Source organism: Chloroflexota bacterium (assembly GCA_034717495.1).
GTDB lineage: Bacteria > Chloroflexota > Anaerolineae > JAAEKA01 > JAAEKA01 > JAYELL01.
Genome location: JAYELL010000001.1, coordinates 60,827 through 85,000, shown reverse-complemented (window position 1 = coordinate 85,000; position 24,174 = coordinate 60,827). Strand labels below are relative to the sequence as shown.

Annotated in this window: 16 protein-coding genes; all 16 read right to left on the bottom strand. The window is 59.1% G+C overall.

The annotated features are described in order from the left end of the window. Window positions 1-103: 103 nt before the first annotated feature. The 16 genes from U9R25_00335 to U9R25_00260 all read right to left on the bottom strand — a co-directional run bounded on the left by U9R25_00335 (window position 104) and on the right by U9R25_00260 (window position 23,877). On the bottom strand, window positions 104-1,825 hold the full coding sequence (locus tag U9R25_00335; GenBank protein ID MEA3334326.1) for an SIS domain-containing protein: 1,722 nt from the start codon (window positions 1,823-1,825) through the stop codon (window positions 104-106). Window positions 1,826-1,877: 52 nt separating this feature from the next. Beyond that, entirely contained in the window at window positions 1,878-2,879 is a 1,002-nt protein-coding gene (locus U9R25_00330) for a Gfo/Idh/MocA family oxidoreductase (GenBank protein ID MEA3334325.1), read from the bottom strand. A gap of 13 nt (window positions 2,880-2,892) precedes the next feature. Continuing rightward, window positions 2,893-3,951, bottom strand: coding sequence for a Gfo/Idh/MocA family oxidoreductase (locus tag U9R25_00325; GenBank protein ID MEA3334324.1), 1,059 nt, complete (start codon window positions 3,949-3,951; stop codon window positions 2,893-2,895). Continuing rightward, window positions 3,948-5,183, bottom strand: coding sequence for an MFS transporter (locus U9R25_00320; protein MEA3334323.1), 1,236 nt, complete (start codon window positions 5,181-5,183; stop codon window positions 3,948-3,950). Before U9R25_00320 ends, U9R25_00325 begins: the two co-directional genes overlap by 4 nt. Window positions 5,184-5,196: 13 nt before the next feature. Then, window positions 5,197-6,429 (bottom strand): uroporphyrinogen decarboxylase family protein, encoded by a 1,233-nt coding sequence (locus U9R25_00315; protein ID MEA3334322.1) that lies wholly within the window; start codon window positions 6,427-6,429, stop codon window positions 5,197-5,199. Window positions 6,430-6,669: 240 nt separating this feature from the next. After that, a complete protein-coding gene (locus U9R25_00310) occupies window positions 6,670-9,102 on the bottom strand; it encodes a glycyl radical protein (protein ID MEA3334321.1) in 2,433 nt (810 codons plus the stop codon). Beyond that, a complete protein-coding gene (locus tag U9R25_00305) occupies window positions 9,099-10,061 on the bottom strand; it encodes an ROK family protein (protein MEA3334320.1) in 963 nt (320 codons plus the stop codon). Before U9R25_00305 ends, U9R25_00310 begins: the two co-directional genes overlap by 4 nt. Before the next feature lie 70 nt (window positions 10,062-10,131). Beyond that, window positions 10,132-11,274, bottom strand: a complete 1,143-nt coding sequence (locus U9R25_00300; protein MEA3334319.1) for a Gfo/Idh/MocA family oxidoreductase — start codon at window positions 11,272-11,274, stop codon at window positions 10,132-10,134. Window positions 11,275-11,278: 4 nt separating this feature from the next. Further along, entirely contained in the window at window positions 11,279-12,088 is an 810-nt protein-coding gene (locus U9R25_00295; GenBank protein MEA3334318.1) for a hypothetical protein, read from the bottom strand. A gap of 171 nt (window positions 12,089-12,259) precedes the next feature. Then, window positions 12,260-15,460 (bottom strand): alpha-mannosidase, encoded by a 3,201-nt coding sequence (locus tag U9R25_00290; GenBank protein MEA3334317.1) that lies wholly within the window; start codon window positions 15,458-15,460, stop codon window positions 12,260-12,262. 194 nt (window positions 15,461-15,654) lie between these two features. Continuing rightward, the gene (locus U9R25_00285; protein MEA3334316.1) at window positions 15,655-17,049 is read right to left on the bottom strand and encodes a pentapeptide repeat-containing protein; all 1,395 of its coding nucleotides are present in this window, start codon (window positions 17,047-17,049) and stop codon (window positions 15,655-15,657) included. A gap of 335 nt (window positions 17,050-17,384) precedes the next feature. Then, window positions 17,385-18,380 (bottom strand): ABC transporter ATP-binding protein, encoded by a 996-nt coding sequence (locus U9R25_00280; protein ID MEA3334315.1) that lies wholly within the window; start codon window positions 18,378-18,380, stop codon window positions 17,385-17,387. Beyond that, on the bottom strand, window positions 18,352-19,437 hold the full coding sequence (locus U9R25_00275) for an ABC transporter ATP-binding protein (protein ID MEA3334314.1): 1,086 nt from the start codon (window positions 19,435-19,437) through the stop codon (window positions 18,352-18,354). The genes U9R25_00280 and U9R25_00275 overlap by 29 nt, the downstream gene beginning before the upstream one ends. Then, complete coding sequence (locus U9R25_00270) at window positions 19,434-20,492, bottom strand: ABC transporter permease (protein MEA3334313.1); 1,059 nt, start codon at window positions 20,490-20,492, stop codon at window positions 19,434-19,436. Before U9R25_00270 ends, U9R25_00275 begins: the two co-directional genes overlap by 4 nt. Before the next feature lie 6 nt (window positions 20,493-20,498). After that, on the bottom strand, window positions 20,499-21,500 hold the full coding sequence (locus tag U9R25_00265) for an ABC transporter permease (GenBank protein MEA3334312.1): 1,002 nt from the start codon (window positions 21,498-21,500) through the stop codon (window positions 20,499-20,501). Between the two features lie 541 nt (window positions 21,501-22,041). Beyond that, window positions 22,042-23,877, bottom strand: coding sequence for an ABC transporter substrate-binding protein (locus U9R25_00260; protein ID MEA3334311.1), 1,836 nt, complete (start codon window positions 23,875-23,877; stop codon window positions 22,042-22,044). Between the last annotated feature and the right edge of the window lie 297 nt (window positions 23,878-24,174).

Sequence of the window (24,174 nt, the reverse complement as noted above, 5' to 3'; positions counted from 1 at the left end):
CGCACACCACGCGTACGCGCGACTAGCGAAGCATCTCGCCCCACATGATTGGGACCTTTCGCTAACAACTTTCCGTGTCCAATGAGCTATCAGGCACTTCCGCTCAAGGTGACAGGGCCAACGGTTGATGGACACATCCCTGCGATGGCCCAACCTCCTCGCCAAAAAACTGCTCCTCCAGCATTTCACACAGGGTATGATAGCACTGGATGTGCAACTCCTGGACCCGGTCGGTGCGCTGAGCTGGAACCTTGATGGCCACATCGGCGAGGCCGGCGAGCAGGCCCCCGGCCTCGCCGGTAAGAGCGATTACATGGACGCCGAGGGCGCGGGCAGTCTGCGCGGCATAGGCCACATTTCGGGCATTGCCGCTTGTGCTGATGCCCAACAGCACGTCGCCTGGACGAGCCAGGGCCATCAACTCCTGAGCCAGGTTCATATCACGATCGGGCATGTCGTTGGCGACGGCGCTGGCCAGCGACGGGTTGATGCCCAGAACCACTGCCCGCAGGCCAGGCTCCAGGTTTCGAGCCAACAGTTCCCCATCGGGCTGCTGAAGCAAGCGATCGCACCTGCCTTGCTCCAAAGATCGTTTCCTGGCGTAGGATTTCAGTAGCTCGCCGGAAATGTGCAGCGCGTCTGCCATGCTTCCGCCGTTTCCGCAGAGAAAAAGCGTGCCACCGGTCGATTCAGCCAGATTTACTACACGAAAAGCATCGATCAGTGCGGTCGTCACCGGCTCAAGAGCAGGTTGCCGTTCGATCGCCCCCAACAGGCACGCGGCCGCCCTGGGAAATTGCATCTCCAGGTCGCCAGCTCCTTCGAATGCTGCATTTCGTCGATCCAGTGGGTTGGGCAGGGTCGTACCGGCGAGCCCTTGAACTACCTCATGATGCAAATTAGGTATGGTATCCCGGTGATCACCGACGATGTGGTAGCCACGTCCACCCATGGAGGTAGGCCGGATAACAATATTCTTCTTCGGTCGATAATAGTAGGTCGGCTGGTCGTCGGTTGAGGGCTTACGATAGTCTTGCTCCAGGGGCAATATATCGAAGTTCGCCGTAGTGAAGACCTGCACCCTATGCCCCAGATTGCGAGCAATGGAAAGGGCCTTCAGGAAGACCTCCGGACCTATCACCGCTGAACCGAAGTTACAGAAGACTCCACCCTCCAGTTGACTGACCGAACTGGTGAAGACCTTGAAGTCCTGACCACTGGCCCAACCGAGGGCCGCGAAATCACATTCCGGGTGCTGGTGGATGATGTCTGTGCCAATCGCAACATGCACCGTATAGGGGATTCCAAGGTGGAAGGCAGAGTAAAGCAGGCTCTGATCCCGGAAGCGAAAACGATCATGCCCTGCAATCCATTGGCCCAGGGCCTCGCCAACTCCGATACCACTGCGGGCGCCTGCCTGGATTGCCCGGTTCATGAAAGCGCCCGTTTCCTCCGCCATGCCGAAACTGCCATCCTCAAGACTTGTGGACACATCCTCGCTGGTATTGCCCAGCAAGGCAATCTCAAAGTCATGGATCGGCGCTGCGCCATTGCTGGCCAGATGGGTAATCACGCCCCGCCGCATCAGGTCGATGAGCACCGGAGCCAGACCACGCTTCACAACATGAGCACCGATCATCCAGATCACAGGCCGTCCCGCCTGGCGCGCAGCCACGATTCGCGTAGCTACTTCGACCAGTTCCGGGTTGTCGAATGGCGGCACCGGCATTTCCGGTGTGATAAGGTGGTCAAGGGCCACCAGGCTCGGTCGTTCCGACAGCGCGTAGGTGCGGACGAGAGATGTGTCGATTGCCGGGAAAGGCATAGGTTTTCTCCAGAATGTCATTGTGTCATTTTGACATGCTGACATATTGACATCAAACCACAACCTGGCAGCCACTGTCAGCAGCTTGGTAGATCGCTTCCATGAGCCGCGTAAGATTTCGGCCGTCCTCGATGCCAATGGTCATCGGTGTATCGTGCAGCACGGCGCTGATCCACTGATCCATGGGAGAGGGCAGCGCCTCGGGTAGTTCCAGAGGGTGAATGCTGCCGCGAATCCCCTCAGGCTGCAGTTCGTTGCTGATCAACTGGATAGACTCGCGCCGGCCATCATAGCCCGCGTAGCCTTCCGTGCCGTAGATCTCAATAGGATTTGGGCCCGCCCGATGGACCCAGGTGCAGTCCAGGATTCCCAGGGCACCTTGCTTGAACTGCACGATGGCCACGGTCTGGTCGTCGATGTCATATTCGCCGCTGAAATTCTGAGTCACTGCCACGACGCTGGCAGGCTCACCGAGAAACCAGCCCATCAGATCGACGATGTGACAGCCCAGGTCGAACAATGCACCGCCTCCCGCTTGCTCCCTGTCGCCAAACCAGGCGGTCGGCCCGCTGAACCATCGATCCAGCGCGCCGGGGTGGGCCAGGCGCGCGCGCATCATGGTGACGCGGCCCAACCAACCCTCGTCGAGCACCTGTTTGAAAAACAGGCTTTCCGGCCAGGTACGTCTTGGCAGGGAGATCATGAACTTAATGCCACTGGCGTGGACGGCGTCGACAACCCGGTCGGCGTCGGCTGTCGCGATCGTGAGGGCTTTTTCGGTGAAGATATGTTTGCCATGAGCGGCTGCGGCTATTAGAATCTCAGGGTGCTGGTCGGTGGGCGCGTTGACCACTACACCATCCACATCCTGGCGACTCAAAAGGGCCTCCAGGTCATCGGCGAACGGGACTCCATACCTGGCGGCGGCCGCCGTTCCCCGGTCAGCCTGGTCATCCCAGACACAAACGATCTGCGCTTCGGGATGTTCGATAATCTGACGGGCGTAGCCATTGGCGTGGACATGGGCAACGCCGAGCATTGCGGTGCGTAACATAATTGTCATTCCTTTATTCGAACCAGATTTCGCGTCCAGTCTCCTGGCTGCGATAGATGCCATCCAAAATGGTCATGACCTGAAGAGACTGTTCGGCCGGCACGGGTGAGGGCCTGCCTTCCGCCACAGCCTCGGCAAAGGCCACACACTCCAGCCCGTGAGGTTCCATGGCATCCCCGGTCAACTTGAGCGTGCGATTGTAAAATTGTTTTGAATCGTAGTTGGTTTCGAGAAACAGAGCCTTGGGCCAATGGCATCCACCTTCGGTGCCGTAGAGCCACACTTGAGAATCCTCCCCTTCGATATCGTGATGCAGCAGCCAGCTCACTTCAAGAATCAACGTGGCACCGGTGTCGAATCTGACGAAAGCGGCGGCATAGTCCTCGACATCGAAATCGGGGCGGATAAGTTCGCCAGTCCAACTGGCAAAAGCCCTGTCGTGATGGGCCAACGGCGCCCAGGCCACACCGCTCACTGCCACAGGCCGGGGATTGCCCATCAACCAAAGCGACAGGTCGAGGATATGTACACCGATGTCGATACAGGGGCCACCCCCGCTGAACTCCTTGCGCGTAAAACTGGGCCGCACAAACAAGCCATTGCGTCGCAATTGCCAGCTGCGCGCGTGATACACATCTCCCAGCGCACCCGCCTCGATCTCCTGCTTCATGGTCTGAGATACACCCTTGAAGCGGAAATGTTGTGCGGTCATCAAAAGTTTTCCGGAACGATCGCGGGCCTCAATCATCTGCTCGATCTCCCCCGGTGTGGCAGCCAACGGCTTCTCGCAGATGACGTTTTTTCCCGCGTCCAGCGCCGCAATCACCAGGGGCGTGTGGGACATATTGGGCGTGCAAATGTCGATGATGTCAATGTCTGGATCAGCAAAGAGATCCGCCGGATCGGTGTAGAGCCGGTCGACAGAAAACTCTGCACCCCAGCCAGCGAGCACATCCCCGGCGATATCACTGCCTGCAACGACCTCGGCATGTTCAGATGCCTGCCATCCTGGCATGTGCCATTTGGCGATACCACCGACACCGATAACTCCTACCTTCAATAAATTGGTCATGCTAGTTCCTTTCCATAACTCCCCTCGCCTTCGGGCAGCGCCGTTTCGGCACGCGCCGTGGTGCGCAGGGTCAACTCATATAATACGACAACCGCAACGGCAATTGCAAACATCGACAAGCCAATGGTCTCCAGGCCGGCGGCGCGGGCCAGAACCCCGACGGAAGCCGGCACGATAGCCAATCCCAGACGAACGGCAGTAATCTGGAATCCGATTATGTTGGCGGCGTTCTCCTGGCCAAACAATCTGGGTGTTTCCGAGGCAAGCACCGGGAAATACGGGGACGCAGCGAAACCGATCAGGATGAGGCCTGCGAAACTGAGTGTATTGCTGGGATTCCACCAGAGCAGAGCCGATCCAGCGACGATCAGCACGCCGCAAGCGCGAATCAGTGGGACGGTGCCCGTTCGACCGACGATCGCGCCAAAGAACAGCCGGCCCATCGTGATGCTGGCCCAAAAGATACTGACCCACAGGCCGGCGACGACAGGATCTATAGCGCGTGATTCGGTGAAAAGCACATAGGGCCACTGGCCCGCGGTCCCCTCCATGCCGGTAAAGGCGGCAAAAAGCAACAGGCTCAGCCAGACGCCTGCAAGTTTCAGGCTGTCCCGGTAGCTGGACTGCACCGGTACGTCGGTGGATTGGTCGGAGGCCTTGTGCTCTGGCAGAGGCCAGTGCCTGCGGGTGAAGAGGTAGAGGAGGGACAAAACAGCGAAACAGAGTGCCACGAAGGCGAAACCCCAGCGCCAGGAATATCCGGCATTCAGCATAGCAGCCATCACGATCGGACTGATGGTAGCGCCCAGACCAAAGCTGGCGTGGAGCCAGCTCATGAGACTTGCCGTGGAAATGATGGCGAAGTAGGTATTGAGGCCGGTGTTTATGAGTGTGGTGCCCGCCGAGGCGATGGCCGCGGCCAGAATCATCGTCCACCAGGCGGGCGCTGCCGCGTATCCCAAAAAACCCAGAGAGGCCAGGATTCCGCCGATTAACAGAAGGACACCTAATCCGACGCCAGCTATCAGACGGCCACTACTGAAGCTAAAGATCAGAGATGCGGCCATGGAAAACAGAAACAAAGCCCCTATGGCATCGAGAGGGATGCCATAGCTCAGGCGAATAGATGGCCAGGCCACGCCCATCAAGCCGACAAACAGACCCATTGCGATGAAGCTCAGGAACGCCAAGGCGATGAGCAATCTGGAATTCCCGCGTTGTGCTCCAGCCATGAAGCCTCCGTTCTCAGGGGTTAACAGCATCCAGCATGGCGACGATATTTTCGGGCGGAACATCGGCCATCACGTTATGAATCTGCTGAAATACGTAGCCGCCTTGCGGCGCCAGGATCTCTACGTTCTGACGAACATTCTCGGCCACCTCCTCGGGTGACCCGCAGGGCAACACCTGCTGTGTGTCACATCCACCGCCCCAGAGACAGATATCCTTGCCAAACTCGCGCTTGAGCCGGTCAGGTTCCATATCCCGTGCGTTGGTCTGGACAGGCTGAATGATATCCAACCCCGCTTCGATCAGGCCGGGCAATAACCGCGTGATACTGCCGCAGCAATGCAGCATTACCTTGACATCGGCAAGGCGTCTGGCCGTTTCCCACATCAGAGTGTAACGAGGCTGGAAGTAGGTCTCGAACATGCGAGGCGAGAACTGGGGGCCACTCTGCATACCCAGGTCGTCGCCGAAAAGAATGATGTCGATGTAGGGCCCAACCGCTGACAGGAACTTCTCCAGGTTCTCCAAGTGCATGGCTACCAGTTGGTCCAACAGCCGGTGTACTCGCTGTGGCTCCGCGCCCATGAGGTAATAAAAGTTTTCCATGCTGAAGAGCCACTGGGGCAACTCGTAGATGTTCCCGCCGAAGAGTCCGATTATGGCCCGATCGCTCGACTCGCGCAGAGCCTTCGCCCCGGCAGCCAGTTGTTGCAGCCCCTGTTCGTCGTAGCCAATGGGCGCCGGAGGGGTACCCACGGCTGCCCACATGACCCTTTCCAGGGGCGTTGCCAGATCGTCAAAGAGCTGATCGTCGCTCTCAGCAAGCGGGAAACAGGTCTGCTCCACATATAAACAGCTCTCTTTCTGAACCGCGATTCGAGTGCCATCCTCGTGGTAGACGTACCAATCATTGCCTTCGCGAACAGGGTGAATGAAGGAGGGAATCTTGCACGGGGTCCCGTCAGGCAACACCCAATCCTGCCAGTCTTCCGGCTCAAGTGCAAACCCGCGCCCCATTTCGATTGTGTCGACGCCAAAGCGGTCCAACACCTCAGGCTCGATAATCGCCAATTGCTGCAGAAAATCGTAGACGTAGATGTCGCCCGAGTCGATTCCCAGCTGCCGCTTCAGCTGATTGTAGGCAATCGCCATGATCCCGGACGAGCGATGGCCGCCCAGATCGATCGGTACGCGATCGGGCTCCCGGTGGTTAACAGCCATCATCACCCGTTCACGCGAACTTAGCATTTGTCACCTCCTCAGGTCGGAATGTCAGCATGTCGCCGTGTCGCTGTGTCTCCGCGTCGCCGTGTCACCGCGTCTCCGCATCGCCGTGTCACCGCGTCTCCGCGTCGCCGTGTCACCGCGTCGCCGCGTCGCCGTGTCACCGCGTCGCCGTGTCTCTCTCCCGGCTAACCCAAAAAGGGGGCTACGCACAGCCTCGACTCCTGCACATTTGCCATGTCACCGTGTCGCCGTGTCACCGTGTCAGCATGTCGGAATGTCGGGAAACCCGGTACGGCGGATAATCTCATTCTGCAGATCTTTGTCCAGGTCGCTGAAGTAGGCACTGTAGCCGGCTACCCGGATAACCAAGTGGCGATACTGATCGGGATGCATCTGAGCCTGGCGCAGGGTATCAGCCGAGACGACATTGAACTGCACGTGAGGGATTCGCAAGCTACAGAACCCTCGCAACAACAAGACGAACTTCTCCAGTGCCTGCTGTCCCTCGAAAAAAGAAGGCAAAAACTTCATATTCAGCAAGGTGCCATTGGAAGCCAGTTCCAGGTTGATTTTGCCGACCGAATTAAGTACCGCCGTCGGCCCTTTGCGGTCCTGGCCGGCCACGGGCGAAAGTCCGCCGTCCGCCAGCGGTGTGCCAGCATGACGGCCATCCGGCGTCGCGCCTACATGGGCGCCCATGGGCATGTGCCCGGAGACGGTATAAAAACCAGGCTGGTAGGTCCCGCCCCGCATCGTCGGGTATTGGCCAACTTCCTGGCAAAAACGGCCTGCCCATTTTTTGGCGAACCTGTCGACGCGGTCGTCGTCGTTGCCATATTTTGGAACCCGGTTGATCAGCCGTTGCCGCAGTTGTTCGTCGCCGGCAAAATCGTTTTGCAGCGCGTCGAGCAGCTCACTGCCCGAGAGCCACGCCTCCTCGAAAACGGCCTGGCAAATGGCAGCCAGGCTATCGGCAACGTTGGCAATCTGCACACCCTGGGGACCGGAGAAATTGTAGCGGGCACCGCCGGCAGTAACGTCAACCCCCTGGTCGATGCAGTCCTCGATAACCAGCGACAGAAAGGGGGACGGCAGAACCTCGGCATGAATGCGGTCCACCACATTGCAGCCTTGCACCATCAGATCGACGAAGTGAGCCAACTGCAAGTCATAGGCAGCCTCGAGGGCATCGAAGCTATCCATCTCGTCCACGGCAGGCGTTTCGAGGCCGATCAGGTCGCCGCTCTTTGGGTCTCTGCCGCCAAAGAGCGTCAGCTCCAACACCCTGATCATATTGAACATAGAGGAATCACTCCAGCCCAATGCCTTGCCCGGTGTGGACAGCTCAACGCAGCCGACGGCCGCGTAGTTTCGGGCGTCGACCGGGGCAATCCCCCGGTTTATCTGGCCCGGGATCACCACCTCATCGTTGAACACCTGGGGCATACCACTGCCCTTGCTGATGACAGCAGTGGCAGCCATCAGAAACTCCTGAGGGCTGTTTTGGTGGATACGGATCGACAGATTGGGTTGAGTCAGACCCAGGTCGGCCTGGGCCCTGAGGCACATGTAGCTGAGCATATTGGTGGCATCGCGGCCCTCTTCCAGCTGTCCTCCCAGGGAGATGTTGAAACCGATGGGAAAACCGGCGAAATAGCGGGCGCTGCTGCTACTTCGCAGCAAGACGATCTCATTGAACTTCAACCAAAGATGCTCCAACAGTTCCTGGGCCTCGGGAAGGGAGAGGCGACCCGAGGCAATATCCCGCTCCAGGCAGGGCAACAGGTATTGGTCCAGGCGCCCGGGCGAAAAACTGCTGGCATTTGATTCGATCTGCAGAAGCACAAAAAGAAACCAGACCGCCTGCAATGCCTGCCCGAAGGTTCGAGGTGGCCGTTCAGAAAGCAGATCGCACGCCGAGGCGATCTCTTCCAACTCAGCCCTTCTGGTCTGTTCGGCCATGTCGTTGGCCTGCTGACGGGCGAGATGGGCGTAACGGCGTATGAAGGTTTGAGCCGCCTCAAGAGCCATCAGCGAGGCCCTGTAAAACACCTCCTGCCCGGCAGTTTCAGCACCACCTTGAGCCTCGATCACTTTTCGCCTGAAGCCGCCGATCCCAAGCCTCAACCAACCGGCGACGTCAGGCAGGATGTGGCCCTGAGCATGATCGGTCTGGTTCAGACTGAAGGCTTTGCCCTTCACCGCTACCTTGACATGATCGGGCACGCGCCTGGCAACCATATCCTCCAGGGTTTTGCCCTGCCAATAGGGAAATATCTGTTCGCGGAGCTCACTACGCTGCTCCGGACGAATGTTGAAGCGATCCTGGGGACGAGTGGAAAGGATATCCAGTTCCCGATCGATCCAGGCGACGGCGCCCTCCGGCGCAATGACTCCCATTCTGGGTAACAAGGAACGGTTGCCCACGATCAACTCGTCGGGCTCAATGCCGATGCTCATGTGGCGGACCAGATGAAGCAGCATGGCGGCCCGACGCAGAGGCATGGGCCGTCCCTCGGTTTCCCTGTAGCTCTCTGTCGCGTAGCGAGCCCGCTCGATATCAACCTGGCGTTCATCGCTCAGCAACCGGCCCTTGATGCGGGCCGCCCGTTCAGAGGGCCGTGTAGAATGCCACAACTCTGGAGGAAAGGCTGATAGGGGATTTTCGTTGAGCTGGTGCAAGGTTTGTCTCATTTTTGCAGCAAATCCTCCTGGTCGATCTGCCGGGCAAGCCACGCACAGCCCAGAACGGGTCCAACTCCCCCCAGCCCGGCTGCAACAATGCGCACGTTGTCACCCACCGACTGGAAGGTATAGTGGGGGACAGTACGGCGCGCGGGCTCGAGCAGCAGGTCACCTGCATTGACCACACTACCGCCAATGACATACAGGTCGACATTGACAGTCATCGCCAGGGAAGCGACGACCAGTCCCAGCGCCTCGCCGGCGGCCTGCATAACGGTTTCAGCCAGGTGGTCACCCTGGGCAGCCAGCTCCGACACAAACTCTCCCGAGATGGGCCGGGCATCTACAGCGCTGCCCTCATTCTCCATGGCCTGGCGATATCGTTTCGCAAGGGAAGGACCGCTGATAAAGGTTTCGGCACAGCCCCGGCTTCCGCAGTGGCACAACTCCCCGTAGCGGTCAATGGTGATATGCCCTACCTCACCGGCAAAGTTATGTTCGCCGCGGACCATGTTGCCATCCAGGATTATGGCCGCACCCACACCGGTACCGACGACGATATAGACCATACTGGATGCCCCGCGGCCGGCACCGAAGTTAAGCTCACCCAGAGCAGCGGCCTTAGCATCATGCTCCAGGGCAACCGGCATCTGCAGTCGATCCTCCAGCATTTGGCGCAAGGGTGTGTTATGAAGGCCGCGAAGATTGGGCGGGTCCATCAACACACCGCTTTCGTGATCGAGCGGACCGGGCGAGCAGATGGCCAGAGCTGCTATCTTCGCTCCTGAAGGCAGGGCAGCGCGAAGATCGCCGACGCTGCCAGCGATTCCGTTGACCACGTGATCGGGCCCTTTTTCGGCCTCGGTGGCAATGCGCCTCCGGGCCACAACCTGGTTCTCAGGATCAACCAGGCCCAACTCGATCTTGGTGCCGCCCAAATCGGCGCCGATAACCCAGGGATTCAGCATGCCAGTGTGTCAGAATGTCGGAATGTCAGAATATCGCCGTGTCTCTGCGTCGCCGCGTCTCCGTGTCATCCTACCTCACTTCCTCCACCGTTACCCAGCGATTCTGGGCCGAGGACTGAAGGGCCGCCTCCATGGCCTCCTGCACACGCAAGCCGTCGGCCAGCGACGGGCTGGAAGAGACATCGTCGACGATCGCACGCAAGAACTGGTATTGACACTCGGCATGAGCCCGCACAAAACCTGGCGGCATCGACCAGTCGGGCGACTTCTGACCCTCGTGGCGCTGCACCGTTTCCAGTTTACGGAATCCCCTCATGCCGCCCAGTGGTTGACCAGGGTCCCGCAGATCATACACTTCCAGCCAACTGGGGTCGGTCGAATTGAAGCGCATCGCGCCCCGATCGCCAAATATCTCGATCTGGAGGTCATTGGTGGCACCTGTACCCATCCGGGAGATCTCGACAAGACCCAGGGTGCCATCGGCCATGCGCAGATGCATCAGAGCAATATCATCCACATCCACCGGGGCCATCTCATCCGACCCGGGAGCTATCGGGCGTTCCCTGATCAATGTGTCGATGGTTGCCTGTACCGACCCAAAATCACCCAACAGGTAGGTGACCAGGTCGAGCACGTGGGACCCAAGGTCAAAGAGGGCACCGCCGCCGGCGATCTCCTTGCGCAATCGCCAGGAGAGGGGTTTATTGGTGTCAATGTAGCTGGAGCGGTAGTAGCGGCCCCGAAAGGAGAAGATGCGCCCCAGGAAGCCCTGCTCCATCAACTGCCGCGCCCGTGTAATCGCCGGGAAAAAGCGAAAATTGAAGGTCATCTGGGTTTTTATTCCCGCCAGCTCGCAAGCAGCTACCATGCGCTTGCCCTCTGCAACATCCATCGAGAGTGGTTTTTCGCAGTAGATATGTTTTCCAGCTTCGGCAGCCGCTACGACGATTTCCTCATGTTTATGATTTGGCACGCAGACGTCGACCAGATCCACATCGTCGCGCGCCAGCAGGTCCCGATAATCGCTCGTCCAGTTTTCGCAACCAATCTCAGCCGCGGCCTTGCGGGCTGTAGTCTCCTGAGTGGTGGCAACACCAACGATCCTGAACGTGTCTGCGGCCAGGCCATAATGGAACGGGATCGTCCGGTAGGCCATCGCGTGCACGCGGCCGATTCCGCCATAGCCGATCATGGCGATTCCCAGTTGTTTCATCTGCCTACCTCTTCTGTTGGCTGCTGATCAGCCCATCTTCGTTTCGATAGGTATCGCTCGCCTTATCCATCACTGCACGCAGCCTTGCCACAGCTGCTTCGATCTGGCCGATGCCAGGCTGATATTTGCCATCGGGTCCCTTGAGCAGCGGCGATGAAAACTCGCCCACGGTCATGCCTGCTTCGATGAACTCAGCCACATTGCCGGCGTTCAAGCCACCGTCCTCCATCAGATCGATTCTTTCCTCCAGCCCCGCGTCAAGAATCATGGTGTGCAGACGATGGATGTTTTCGACCATGATCGGGTCCATGGTGTGAGGGCTCTTGCCAGTTTCCTTGACCCAGAAATGAGCCCGACTCTCGTACTCGATGATGTCGACGAAAGGTAACAGGTATTGCTCGAACGCGGCTATCGGCACACCCTGCCAGGCCCAGACGCCGGCCTTCAGATCGAGAGCGTCCTTGATGAAGGTGATGGCTTGCATTGTGAGTTCAGCCATCGTCTCGACCGGCAGTGTGATCAGGTCCACGCCCAGGTCTGCCAGTTGCCGAAAGACATCGAAGCTCGGCCGCACCATCTGTAACTGTGCCTCGATCGGAAGGGAGGTGCTTTTGCGCACCGCCTCGATGATATCGAAGCCACCGCGAGGCATGCCGAAGTCCATATAGGTGCCATCGCGCACTTCGATATGCAACCAGTCGACGCCGGCCGCCTCCAATTCCTGAACCTGCGCGCCCAGCACTGCGTAATCCGCCCAGAACAGGCCGGCTGCGATCTTTACCTTTTGACGGACGTTACCGATGGGATTTGGCATGGTGATGATCTCCTTGATGACAGGCACCGGGTACCCAGGGGACAAGATATCCCATGGGGCGTCGTCACGTGTGGCCGGGCGTCGGCGGGTACCCAGGGGCATGATATCCCGTGGGGCGGCGTCACGCGTGGCAAGGCTCCGTAGTTGGGATATCATGCCCTTACCGGGACGTCAGGCGACCGGGATGAGACGCACGGTCACGATTTCGTAGGGCTTGATGGACAGGGTCACCTGGTTGCCGCTGGCCTCCAGCTCCGTCTCATTCTCCTCCAAGAGATTGGCATGCCAGGCCTCTGCAACCTCAAAGGCCGCCGTCAATGTGACAAGACCACGGCGGCGCTGGCTTTCGTAAAGACGCACAATCAAACCATTGCCATCCTCGGCTCGTTTGATCGTCTCCACCACCACGTTGGGCTGGTCGACCGAGACGAAGGAGGGATGGGAAGACACGGCAACGCGGCGATCACCAGAGTCATCAACCTGAGTAGCCTGAGCCGACGATTCAAGTTCACCTGGGTTGACCCACACAATCAACGGATCATTCAAGGCATAGGCTGCCGCGATTGTCGTCTCGCCCCAACCACCGGCGTGGGGAAGCAAGCTGTACGCAAAACGATGTTCACCCTGGTCGGCCTCGGGATCGGGACTGGTTGGACCGCGCAGCAGGCTAATGCGCATCACATTGTCCTTGATGTCGTGGCCATACTTGCAGTCGTTGAGCAGACTGATACCATAGCCACCCTCGCTAAGATCGACCCATTTCTGAGCGCAGGTCTCGAAGCGGGCCCAATCCCAACTGGTGTTGCTGTGGGTGGGCCGCTCGACGTTGCCCCATTGGATCTCATAGGTCGCCACCGGTGAGAAGACCTCCACCGGGAAGGCCACTTTGAGCATGATATGACGTTCCCGCCAGTCGATTTGGGTATCGAAGTCCAGGCGAGCGCTGTTGTGACTCAACGAGATGCGCTGAACGTAATTGCTGTTGAGAACGCGCCGGCGGATCTCCAGGGTGGCCCGCAGCGGACCCGCCTCCACGACCTCGACCGAGGTTGCCGGTTCTGCAGTCCACATCTTGTCGTCGATGAAGATGTCCACATCCCAGGCATCCCAGTTCATTGGCCGGTCCTCCAGGGCCTGGAACTGATTGGCAACCGTACCAGCCGGCAGCACCTCCCGATCGTTTGCCTTGTCGAGAATGCGCACGATGTCACCGGCCGGGTCAAGTTCCACCCGGAGGTAGGCGTTTTCGAGCAGCGTGGGCGAAACATTGAGTTCTGTGTCCAACTCCGGTGGGTTGCCGCCGGCCACGGCGAGCGGGGTTACGCTGAATGGAGCCAGTTCGCCCGTAGCGGCCCATGTGCCACCGTCAGCCACCTGGGTCGGTACCGGCACGCCATCGGGCCGCTGCAGACGCTCACCAGCCTGCAGTTGCTCGGGCAGGTAGGCCAGATCATCCAGGACAAAGGAGGTGGGGTTCACAACCAGGATATCGCTGCCGATTATTGTTGCCACCGCCTGCAAAGCCTTGTCTCGCACGCCAGACCCCATCTCCTCGATCTCGGCATACTGTTCCAGGGACTCGACGTACACAGGGTTGATACTGCTTCCCGGGATGATGTCGTGGAACTGATTGAGGCAGACCAACTCCCAGGCCTTTCGTATGGTAGCAGCAGGATACTCATATCCAGAATCCAGCATGGCGGCTAATGTGGCCAGATATTCGGCATCATGCAGCAAGAACTCGCTCTTGCGGTTGGCTCGCTTATTGCGACTCTGGGTAGTGTAGGTGCCGCGATGAAGCTCGAAATAGAGCTCAGCATTCCAGGTCGGAAGGCGGTCTCCGGAGGTCGTTTCAAGGTTGCGGAAGAAATCACCGGCGCTGTCCTGCCGCATCCGTGGTGTCGCCGGAAAAGCCTCCAGCTCGCGGAAATTCTCCAACATCTCCCTCGTGGGTCCACCGCCACCGTCGCCGTAACCAAAGATCATCAGCAGTTCTTGCTGCAGCTCCTTCTGCTGGAAATTGGTCCAGGTGGTAATGGCCTGTTCGGGTACCGCCATGGCGTTGTACGTGCTGGCACCAAAACCACCGCCCACGTCCGGCGTCGTGCTGAAGTGGGTCAATACCCTGGTGCCATCCAGCCCCTGCCACCAGAAGCTGTCGTAGGGCAGCCGGTTGTATTGGTTCCAACCGATCTTGATGGTCATGAAGTAGTCCAGGCCCGCCTGTTTGATGAGTTGGGGCAATGCCCACGCATAGCCGAAAACGTCAGGCAGCCACAGCACCGGAGAGTCGGCATCGCGGCCGAAGTGTTCCTGGAAAAAGGTGCGGCCCAGCAAAAACTGACGCGCCAGGGATTCAGGGCCGCTCAGATTGCAGTCTGCCTCTACCCACATGCCCCCCAGAGGTTCCCAGCGGCCTTCGGCAACACGCTCCTTGATTGCATCCAGCAACCCGGGATAGTCCTCCTGGATATAGTCGTACAGCTGGGGCTGGCTCTGGACGAAGTGATAATCGGGAAACTGTTCCATCAGGCGCAATACCGTATGGAAGGTGCGGCCCGATTTCCGGCGAGTCTGGCCCAGGGTCCACAACCAGGCCACATCGATGTGGGCGTGTCCCACGCCGACGACGTCCACGTCCATCGGTGCCCCGGCCAGATCGATCCCTGCTTGCAGGGCGGCGTGCGCTGGGGCAACGCTGTTGTAAAACCGGTCGGCGAGTGGCGCGCGCGTATCGAGGATCTTGAACGCCTCGTCCAGGGCGTTGAGAAGGTTTCCCTTGGCCGGTGCGTTCTCGTCCAGGGCGCTGGCGATGCCCAGGGCTACCCTGGCTGTTGCCACAAAATCGCGGGTCGGCTGGTCCAGCTGAACTACCTCGCACGTGCGCATGAAGAGCTTGGTAGCCGGGGAATCAAATCGCCAGCCACCCAGTCCGGTCCAGGTATGCAAGGCCAGCAGGTGCGACTTTCCATCGCGCCATTTGTCGGGTAGTAGTATCTCCTGGTGATGACGGTCGCAGGCCGCGTAGGGCTCGCCGTCGATATAGGCCAGCCCCTCTGGATGGCTGAAGTCTCCTGCCTCGCCCAAAGGCAAGTAGAGGGCAACAGGGCTGTCGGCATCCCAGTCCTGCGGCACCTGGAACGACGTGCGCAGCGCGTAGTCGGTCATCCAGATGCCCCAATAGGAGTCGGGCTCAATGGTCTCCCAATCACTGTCATCCACCTCGATGCCGATGGGCGGATCTGTCAGGGGATCAGGCAAGGTCATGTGCCTGAAGGATGCCAACGGCTGACGTCGGCGGTAAACCAACGGCTCGATCAGCTCAAGACGCTGCCTGATTTTCGTTTCGGTCCAACGCATTTCATGTAGCATGGGGGGCTCCTTTTAGTGTCAAAATGGTATAATATCATTATGTCAGGATGTCAGAGAGTCGGAGTCTCGGAGTGTCAGAGGGTCGGAGTGTCAACAATCTGCGAGACCCACCAACTCCCTGTTATAGTGTTACTCTGTTTCTCCGATACTCTGATACTCTTGTCCTCTGATACTCTGAACCTCTGAACCTCCGATCACTCCGGCATGATCGCGCCTTCGAGCATTGCACCGTTCAACAGGGTTCTCTCCAGAACAGCCCAGCGCAGGTCAGCGTTGCGTAAATCGGCACCCGTCAGGTCTGCACCTGTCAAGTCGGCACCCCATAGGCTGGCGCCCGACAGATCGGCGTCAGCCAGATCGGCGCTTTTCAGCAGTGCGTTACTGAGATCGGCGCCCTGCAGGTTGGCACCCGACAAGTCGGCACCCACCAGGTCCGCCCAGCTTAGCACAGCCCCTGAGAACTGCCCATTAACCGCACCGCCGTTGACGATCTGCCAGACAGTACGCCAACCGTCCGAGATCAGGGTTGTCTCATCCAGAATAGCCTGCCGAAGATCGCTCTCGCGCAGATCGACTCCACTGAGGTTGGTGCCGGTCAGGTCGGCGCCCTGCAAATCAGCCTGGTGCAGGCTGGCCTCGGTGAGATCCGCGTCGCGTAGACTGGCCTGGCGCAGATCGGCCTGGCGCAGATCGGCTTCCTGCAGAACAGCCTCATCCAGGTTTGCCGCACTGAGGTCTGCAGCCCGCAGGTATGCCGCCTGCAAATTGGCCGCTGACAGATCGATACCTGCCAGGCTGCGGCCTTCCTCTGTCTCGTTGACGATCTGCCAGGTCTGGAACCATTTGGCCGGCAACTGGGTCAGGCCATCGATGCTTGACTGCTGCAATCGGGCGCCTTCCAGTTGAGCGCCGGCAAGGTTGGTTCCGGACAGAACAGCGTCTCGCAGGTCGGCCTGCCGCAGATCAGCAGACTCCAGGATGGCTCCACTCAGGTTGGCACCCCGCAGATCCACGCCTGCAAGCTGGCGGCCTGTCTGGTCGTTGTTGACGATTTCCCACACCTGTCGCCACTTGGGACTGAGCGTGGTCGACACGTCCAGGCGCGCCCCTCTCAGGTTGGCTCCCGAAAGTTCAGTGCCTCGAAACATCGTCCCGCGCAGGTCCGCCTCGCTTAGATTTGCCCAGGCCATCCGGCTGCCGCCCAGGTCCGCCTGCTGAAGATTGGCGCCACTGAGGTCTGTGCCATGAAGCAAGGCACCCCTGAGATCAGCTTCCCGCAGATCCGCGCCCTGAAGGTTGGCATCCTTGAAGTTGGCAAAATAGAGGTTGGTCTTCCTCAGATCAGCCCCGGCCAGATCAACACCGGAGAGGGTGGCGCTACTCAGATTGGCACCGGCAAGGTTCATTTGCCGCAGGTTGGCATCGGTCAGATCGGTCTGCTGACAGTCGGGAGGGCAGGTTGCCAGCCTGTCGCGCAGCACAAAAACGTAGGCAAAGTAGGCAATAAGGGCAAGCGTTGGGATCACGAGAATGGCTATGATCGCTATTCTGGCTCGTTGTGTGGGGTCCAGGGACCTTGTGTCAGTCATAACGAAGCCTCGGAAAATAGTTGGGAACCACCACTGACCCCCCTAACCCCCCAACGGGGGGAATTTCCGGCAGCTCCCCCCTGCAGCGGCTGGGAGGGGGGAATGGATACCGATCATTGCGTGTACGCTTTTCTCCCGCTGTCATCCTCGCAAACGCGGGGAACGCGGGAGTCCAGACTTGCCCCCCTAACCCCCCAACGGGGGGAATTTCCGGCAGCTCCCCCCTGTGGGGGGCTGGGGGGGAATGTTGGACACCAATCATGGTCGAGTAGCGCGTATTGACGGTACGCTCATCAAGGGGGATCAGGCCGAAACGCTTCTGTCCGCGAGCAGAATCACTCGCCGACAGGAAGATCATCATAGAGATAACAGGCAGCCAGGTGTTCGCTGCCATCGATCTGATAGAGGAAGGGCTGCTTTTCAAGACAACGCTCCATGTCATGGGGGCAGCGGGGGTAGAAACGACAACCGCTGTCGGCATGGGCCCGCAACTCCTCCTCGGTGGGCAGGACCAGATCGGTGTCCCAGCGCTCATTGGGATCGGGTACCGGAATGGAGCCGATCAATTCCTGCACGTAGGGGTGTTTGGGATTCTCGATGACCTTGGCGGTATCCCCTTTCTCGGCAATTGATCCCTGGTAGAGAATGTCGATCTCATCGCCAATCTGGTAGGCAGTGCTGAGATCATGGGTGATGTAGAGGAAGGAAATATGCTTTTCATCCCGCAGCCGCAACATGATGTCCAGGATCATGGCTCGCAGGGAAGCATCCACCATGGAAACGGGCTCGTCGGCCACGATCAGGCTTGGCTGCAACATGTAGGCCCGTGCCACCATCATGCGCTGGCGCTGCCCGCCGCTCAGCTGGTGGGGATATTTCTCCAGCACCTCTTCACCGAGCATGCCTACCACATTCAACGCATCCTCGATGATGTCCTTGGCCTCCTGTTTGTTGCGGGCCAGCTTGAAGTTCTTGATCACGATGTCAAAAATATGTTTGACCCGATAAAAGGGATTATAGACTGCGTAGGGATCCTGGAAGACCGCCTGGACCTCGCGCCGGTAGGCCATCCTCTGGGCCTTGTTCATGTCGGCAATGTCCCGGCCCTTGTAGTGAATCTGTCCGGAGGTCAGCTCGATGAAACCCAGGACAAGATTGGCCAGGGTGGTTTTGCCACTGCCGCTCTCGCCGGCAATAGTGGTAATGGAGGCCGGCCGTTCCTCGATGGTCAGGTCGAAGTCCTGAAGAGCAATGGTCTGGGGACCGGACTGAAGAAAGCCGCCACCGTAGATTTTGGTGGCTTTACGAATTTCCAGAAGGGGTTGGGACATCAAAACTGCTCCGGGTGGCGATATTGATAAAACCTGTTGCCGTCTCTTCGTACAGGTGGCAGGCGACCTCGTGCCGCGGCTTCAGTTCCTGTAGAAGAGGCGCGTCCTCGCGGCAGATATCCATGACGAAGGGGCAACGAAACTGGAAAATGCATCCAGGCGGTGGATCGCGCAGATCATGGGTCAATCCCTCGGTCACCTTGAGGGGTTTGCGCTCCTTGATGGAGGGAATGGACTCGATCAGCAATTGGGTATAGGGATGCAGCGGTTCGGCAAAAGTTGCCTGGACCGGCGCGATTTCCACGATATTGCCGGCATACATGACGACCACACGATCCACCAGCTGGGCAACGAGCCCCATGTCGTGGCCGATCAGGATCATGGAAACCCCCATCTGTTCCTTGACGTCCATCATGGTCTGGGCCACAACCCGCTGCACCACCACGTCGAGAGCGCTGGTGAACTCATCGGCGATCACCAGGGTCGGGTTCAGGGCGATGGCCATGGCAATGCAAACCCGCTGTTTCATGCCGCCACTCAGCTCGTGGGGATACATGTCGTAGACCCGTCCGGGCAGGCCGACCAAATTCAACAGTTCCAGGATTCGTTCCTTCAAGGCCTGTTTCGGCTGCCTGCCTTCATGCGTCTCGATGGCGTCGCCGATCTGATCCCTGACACGCATGATGGGATTCAGCGAGTTCATGGCCCCCTGGGGGATCAGGGAAACCTTGTGCCAGCGGATATCGCGCAACTGCTTGTCGTCGAGCGGGACCAGGTCGGTGCCCTCCAGGATCACCTGGCCACCTACGATACGGCCAGGAGGTTGCACCAATCGCAGAATGCCCATGGCGGTGGTCGTCTTTCCGCAGCCCGACTCGCCCACCAAAGCGATCGTTTCCCGCTCGTAGATCTTAAAACTGATCCCGTTGACCGCGATCACATCCCCGGTGGGCGTTGCGTAATGGACACGGAGATCCTTGATATCGAGAATCACGTTGGAGCTGTCTGTACCGTTGGTGGTCTCTTGAAGCTCTCCCGTCTGCCAGTCGACGGTCATTGGGTTTGCACTCCTCTCAAGCGGGGATTGGCGATCTCATCCAGGCCGACAGTCATGAGGAAGAGGCCGGAGAAGATGACGATCAGGGCCACGATGGGCACCCCCCACCACCACCACATGCCGCGCAGGATGGCCGCCGCGCGGATGGCATAAAAGATGGTAATGCCCAGGGTCGGAATGCGGGTGGGGCCCAAACCAAGGACTTCCAGACCGGTAGCCGCCAGGATGGCGGCGGAGACGTTGCCGGTGAAGCTGGCCGCCAGGTAGGGAAGCAGATTGGGCATCATCTCGAAGAACATGATGGAAAACAGGCCCACGCCTGACAACTGCGCCATCTGCACATAACCCCGCTCTCGCATGGAGAGGACTTGAGAACGAATCAAGCGGGTAGGCTGGGGCCAGGAAAAGAGAGCCAGCAGCAGGGCCATGAAGATGATATTGTTGAGGGCGACGAAGGCGGAGATGACGATCAGCACTGCCAGGGCAGGGATGGTGACAAAAGCGTCGGCCACCGTGCGGATCACCGTGTCTACCCAGCCGCCCACGAAGCCGGCGGTGAAGCCCAGGATGATGCCGACCAGCATACCGATGCCGGCGGCGATGAGGCCGATCATCAGCGAGCGGGGCGCGCCCACCAGCAGGACGGCAAGCATATCTCGGCCGCTGCTCTCGGTTCCCAGGGGGTGGTCCCAGGACGGGGTGCCAAAACGACTGCCCTTCAGCGATTTTTTCTCACCTGGCGACTCCTGCTGTTCAAAGGGGTTGACCCCGGTAAGGGCCCCTTCAATCTTCTCCTCGGTTTCCGCGGTGTCGACAGTGGCCTGCTCCTCCTCTACCCGGTAGCCCGGCGCCCAGGGCGGTGGCAGGTTGAGGGGCGAGCTGGCGACGCGTGCCAGGGTCGTATCCCAGACAATGGGTCCCCACAGCACCATCGAAAACATAAAAAATACCATCCCCAGGCCAATGAGGAATTTCGAATTCACCCAGGGGGAATCCCAGCGTTTCATGCCCCTGGCTGTCGACGTGGCGGTTGTTTCGGCGGTGGCAACTGTCATGAATCGTTAGCCTCTCTGGTAGGTAATGCGAGGATCGACCATGGGCAGCAACAGGTCCAGGATCAGCACAGCAGTGGCCGTGCCCACGATCATGATAAAGACAATGCCCTGGATCAGGCTATAGTCGTTGTTGACGATGCCCAGATAGAGCAGGTAGCCCACGCCCGGATAGGCAAAAATGTACTCCACCAGGGTGGAGCCGCCGGCGATCAGGCCCAGACTGAGGGCCAGAGCGGTGATCTGGGGCAGGATCGAGTTTCTCATGCCGTAGCGCCAGAAGACCCGCCGCGGTTTCAACCCCTTGGCCTCGGCCAGGATCATGTAGTCCTCGCCATCGTTGGTGATCATCATGCCTCTCATGCCCAGGGCCCAGAAGCCCATGGAGGTGACCACGATGGCAATAACTGGCAAGGTCCCGTGATAGATGACGCTCTTGATAAACTCCCAGTTAAAGCCGACCTCAACCCCCCGCCCATAGCCCCCGGAGGGGGGGAACCAGCCCAGGCCAAAGGCAAATATGTAGATCAGAAGAATACCAAACATAAAGAAAGGAATGGAAGTAAATGTCAGGCTCACGGGTAGCAACGAACGAACCGCACTGGGCGTTCTGCGCCAGGCCATGAGGGCACCGATGATGTTGCCGAGGACAAAGGAAATCAAGGTGGCGATGGTGAGCAGACCGATAGTCCAGGGCAGGGCATCGGCCACCATGTCATTGACGCGGCTGGGAAAGGAGGCCAGGGAGTATCCCATGTCAAAGGTGGCCAGATTTTTCAGATAGTTGAAGTACTGGATGAGTAGCGGCTCATCCAGGCCAAAACGCACACGCCAGGCCTCGATCATCTGGGCCGAACCTTCCACAAAACCAGCCTGGGCGCTCAGACGGCTGACCATGGCTGCCACCGGATCGCCGGGCGCCAGCCGGGGCACAAAAAAGATGATGGTGGCGCCCAGCCAGATGGTAATGAACCACATACCGAGGCGCTTTAGAATATACGGTAACGACATGCCACCCATAGGGTTGTCCTCTTGTGATTCGGTGGTCAGAAGACGGCTTCCAGAAGACCGCAGACGACAGACGGCAGACCGCTTCCAGAAGACCGCGGTCTTCGGTCGGCGGACGGCTTCCAGAAGACCGCAGACGACAGACAGCAGACGGCTTCCAGAAGACTGCGGACGGCAGACGGCGGACGGCTTCCAGAAGACCGCAGACGACAGACAGCAGACGGCTTCCAGAAGACCGCAGACGGCAGACGGCGGACGGCTTCCAGAAGACCGCAGACGACAGACGGCAGACGGCTTCCAGAAGACCGCAGACGGCAGACGGCGGACGGCTTCCAGAAGACCGCGGACGGCAGACGGCGGACGGCTTCCAGAAGACCGCAGACGACAGACGGCGGACGGCTTCCAGAAGACCGCTTCCAGAAGGCGGCGGTCTTCGGTCGGCGGTCGGTGGTCCTCAGTCAGCGGCAGCATCATGGGCGCGACGTGGAAAAAACGCCAACGCCCATGACACCACTCAAACGATCTTACTCACGCGTCTCCACGTTTACTGGGCGCCGGTGGGCTCCAGGTTGTGGATGATGACGTGGGTATGCTGCCACCAGGTAGGCGGATGGATGTAGTCGTTCTCGAAGGTGGGCCATCCGCTCCAGTAGGTGGTATCGAAGGGGATGATCTTCTTGGCCTGGGTGATGGGAATCACCGGCAGTTCCTCGAAGAAAATCCTGGAAGCCTCGACGAAGAGCTCCTCGATCTTGGGGTCGCCCAGCGGCAAAACACCCATCTCGTCGATGATGGCGCCGTAAGCCTCAGCCTTTTCGCCAGACCAGCGTACTTCATTCCGTTCCGAGCGTTCGCCCACAGGCTTCAGCCATTTGACGTTGACCGTATCGCTGGATGCCCAGGGCTCGTTGACCGACGCACACATATGCCAGTTCATCTGTACGTCAAAGGTGCCTAATTGCCGGTTGTCCGTCCAGGTGCCGCCGGCCTCGTTGCGCTGGACGGCGTTGATGCCGATGGCCTGGAACTGCTCGACCAGCACCTGGGCAATGCGCTGCTTCTCGATGAAGGCCTCGTGGGTGGAGATGTCCAGACCAAGCTCCTCGCCGTCCTTCTCATAGTAGCCACTGCTCTCGTTCATCACGTAGCCCTTGGATTCGATGATCTCCTTGGCCTTCTCAGGGTTGTAGTCCCAAAGCTGGTCCAGATCCCAGGCGCCGGCAGCGATGGCTTTATCTACCAAGGCATCCAGGGGTGGATAGGCTGGGAAGAAGTGACGCGACTTGAGGGTAGTGCCCTCGTAGGAGATTTCTACGATCTGGTCGCGGTCGATGGCATAGTTGATCGCCCAGCGCATCTCTGGATCGTCCCAGGGCTCCACGGTGTGGTTCATGTAGAAGGTGCGGGAGCAGGGATCGGGTACCCAGGCCATGGGCATTTCGTCGAACCAGGTGATGACGTTGGGGTTGGCCTCCTGCAGCGCCAGCAGGGCGCCCAGGGTGATGTCCATCAGGCTGTCCAGTTCGGCTTCCGCCATCAGAGCGGCGCGGGTCTCCTCGGGGCCGGCCCAGGTCCAGACGACGGTTTCGGGCGCGGGCAGTTCCTTCCAGCCTGTTTCGGCGCCCCACCAGTTGTCGTCGCGCTCGTAGACGAACTCGGTCGGGCCCACACTGCCCAGAGTGTAGGGGCCAGTGCCGACCGGCCAACCCTTGTCCGGGTCGTAGAATTTGAAGGTCAGGGGATCGACATCCTTCCAGATGTGCTCGGGCACGATGTTGGGGCCGCCCCAGATACGCACCGAGAAGTTGTCCAACTGGAAGCGGGGGTTGGCTCTGCTCAGGTTGAACTGGACGGTAAGATCATCGATCTTCTCGACGCTGGTCACCCAGTCCGCCATAGCGGCTGCTCGCTGCAGTTCGATGTTGTCCAACATCATGTTGATGGTGAATACGACGTCGTCGGCGTTGAAGTCCTCACCGTCACTCCACTTGACGCCTTCCCGGATCTTCAACGTCCACACGTCAAAGGTGTCGTTGGAGGTGAATTCAGTGCCCAGCCAGGGCTCGATCTCACCTGTCTGGTAGTTGAGGATGAACAGGGGCTCCAGAATCGTCTGGTGGTAACCTGCGTCGAGGCGGGCGCCAGGCGTAAAAGCATTCCAAAGTTCAGGATCGGCAGCGCGGCCACCGTCGATGTCCATGATGAGGGTCCTGGCGCGCTCGCTGACCTCAGGCTCAGCGACTTCCTCTGCAGGGGCGGCTTCCTCTGCAGGGGCTGCAGGGACTGCAGGGGCTGCAGGAACGGCACAAGATGTGATTACCAGGCCAAAGATCATCATGGCGGCAATCAGAAGGTAAATCCGGGGTTTCCAGGTTCGCATGACTTCTACTCCTTCGTAGGTGCAGGTTTGGAAAGTGAGTGGAAAAAAACGGAAAGCAACTCAACGTCGCCGTTGAGCTGTTCGATGGGCATCAAAATCCGATGCTTATCGACAGGGGGCCAGGCTTTTCGGGAGAACACCACCTCCTTTTCGACATGTGCGAAGATAGCCTGTAAAGGCTACGACTGTGAAAGCGAACGCGGATAAGCCGGCAGAGGCGGAATTCCTGAGGTGAAGGGCGAATCCAGAGCGCTTCTGGCGTGGCCTATGGGTCAAAATAGCAGCGTTCGACGATCT

Coding starts and splice junctions, on each gene's coding strand:
- U9R25_00305 (MEA3334320.1), bottom strand. CDS start 10,061: ATGCTGAATCCCTGGGTTATCGGCGCCGATTTGGGCGGCACCAAGATC.
- U9R25_00300 (MEA3334319.1), bottom strand. CDS start 11,274: ATGAAACAACTGGGAATCGCCATGATCGGCTATGGCGGAATCGGCCGC.
- U9R25_00320 (MEA3334323.1), bottom strand. CDS start 5,183: ATGGCTGGAGCACAACGCGGGAATTCCAGATTGCTCATCGCCTTGGCG.
- U9R25_00275 (MEA3334314.1), bottom strand. CDS start 19,437: ATGACCGTCGACTGGCAGACGGGAGAGCTTCAAGAGACCACCAACGGT.
- U9R25_00265 (MEA3334312.1), bottom strand. CDS start 21,500: ATGTCGTTACCGTATATTCTAAAGCGCCTCGGTATGTGGTTCATTACC.
- U9R25_00290 (MEA3334317.1), bottom strand. CDS start 15,460: ATGCTACATGAAATGCGTTGGACCGAAACGAAAATCAGGCAGCGTCTT.
- U9R25_00335 (MEA3334326.1), bottom strand. CDS start 1,825: ATGCCTTTCCCGGCAATCGACACATCTCTCGTCCGCACCTACGCGCTG.
- U9R25_00285 (MEA3334316.1), bottom strand. CDS start 17,049: ATGACTGACACAAGGTCCCTGGACCCCACACAACGAGCCAGAATAGCG.
- U9R25_00330 (MEA3334325.1), bottom strand. CDS start 2,879: ATGTTACGCACCGCAATGCTCGGCGTTGCCCATGTCCACGCCAATGGC.
- U9R25_00270 (MEA3334313.1), bottom strand. CDS start 20,492: ATGACAGTTGCCACCGCCGAAACAACCGCCACGTCGACAGCCAGGGGC.
- U9R25_00295 (MEA3334318.1), bottom strand. CDS start 12,088: ATGCCAAATCCCATCGGTAACGTCCGTCAAAAGGTAAAGATCGCAGCC.
- U9R25_00310 (MEA3334321.1), bottom strand. CDS start 9,102: ATGAGACAAACCTTGCACCAGCTCAACGAAAATCCCCTATCAGCCTTT.
- U9R25_00325 (MEA3334324.1), bottom strand. CDS start 3,951: ATGACCAATTTATTGAAGGTAGGAGTTATCGGTGTCGGTGGTATCGCC.
- U9R25_00315 (MEA3334322.1), bottom strand. CDS start 6,429: ATGCTAAGTTCGCGTGAACGGGTGATGATGGCTGTTAACCACCGGGAG.
- U9R25_00260 (MEA3334311.1), bottom strand. CDS start 23,877: ATGCGAACCTGGAAACCCCGGATTTACCTTCTGATTGCCGCCATGATG.
- U9R25_00280 (MEA3334315.1), bottom strand. CDS start 18,380: ATGTCCCAACCCCTTCTGGAAATTCGTAAAGCCACCAAAATCTACGGT.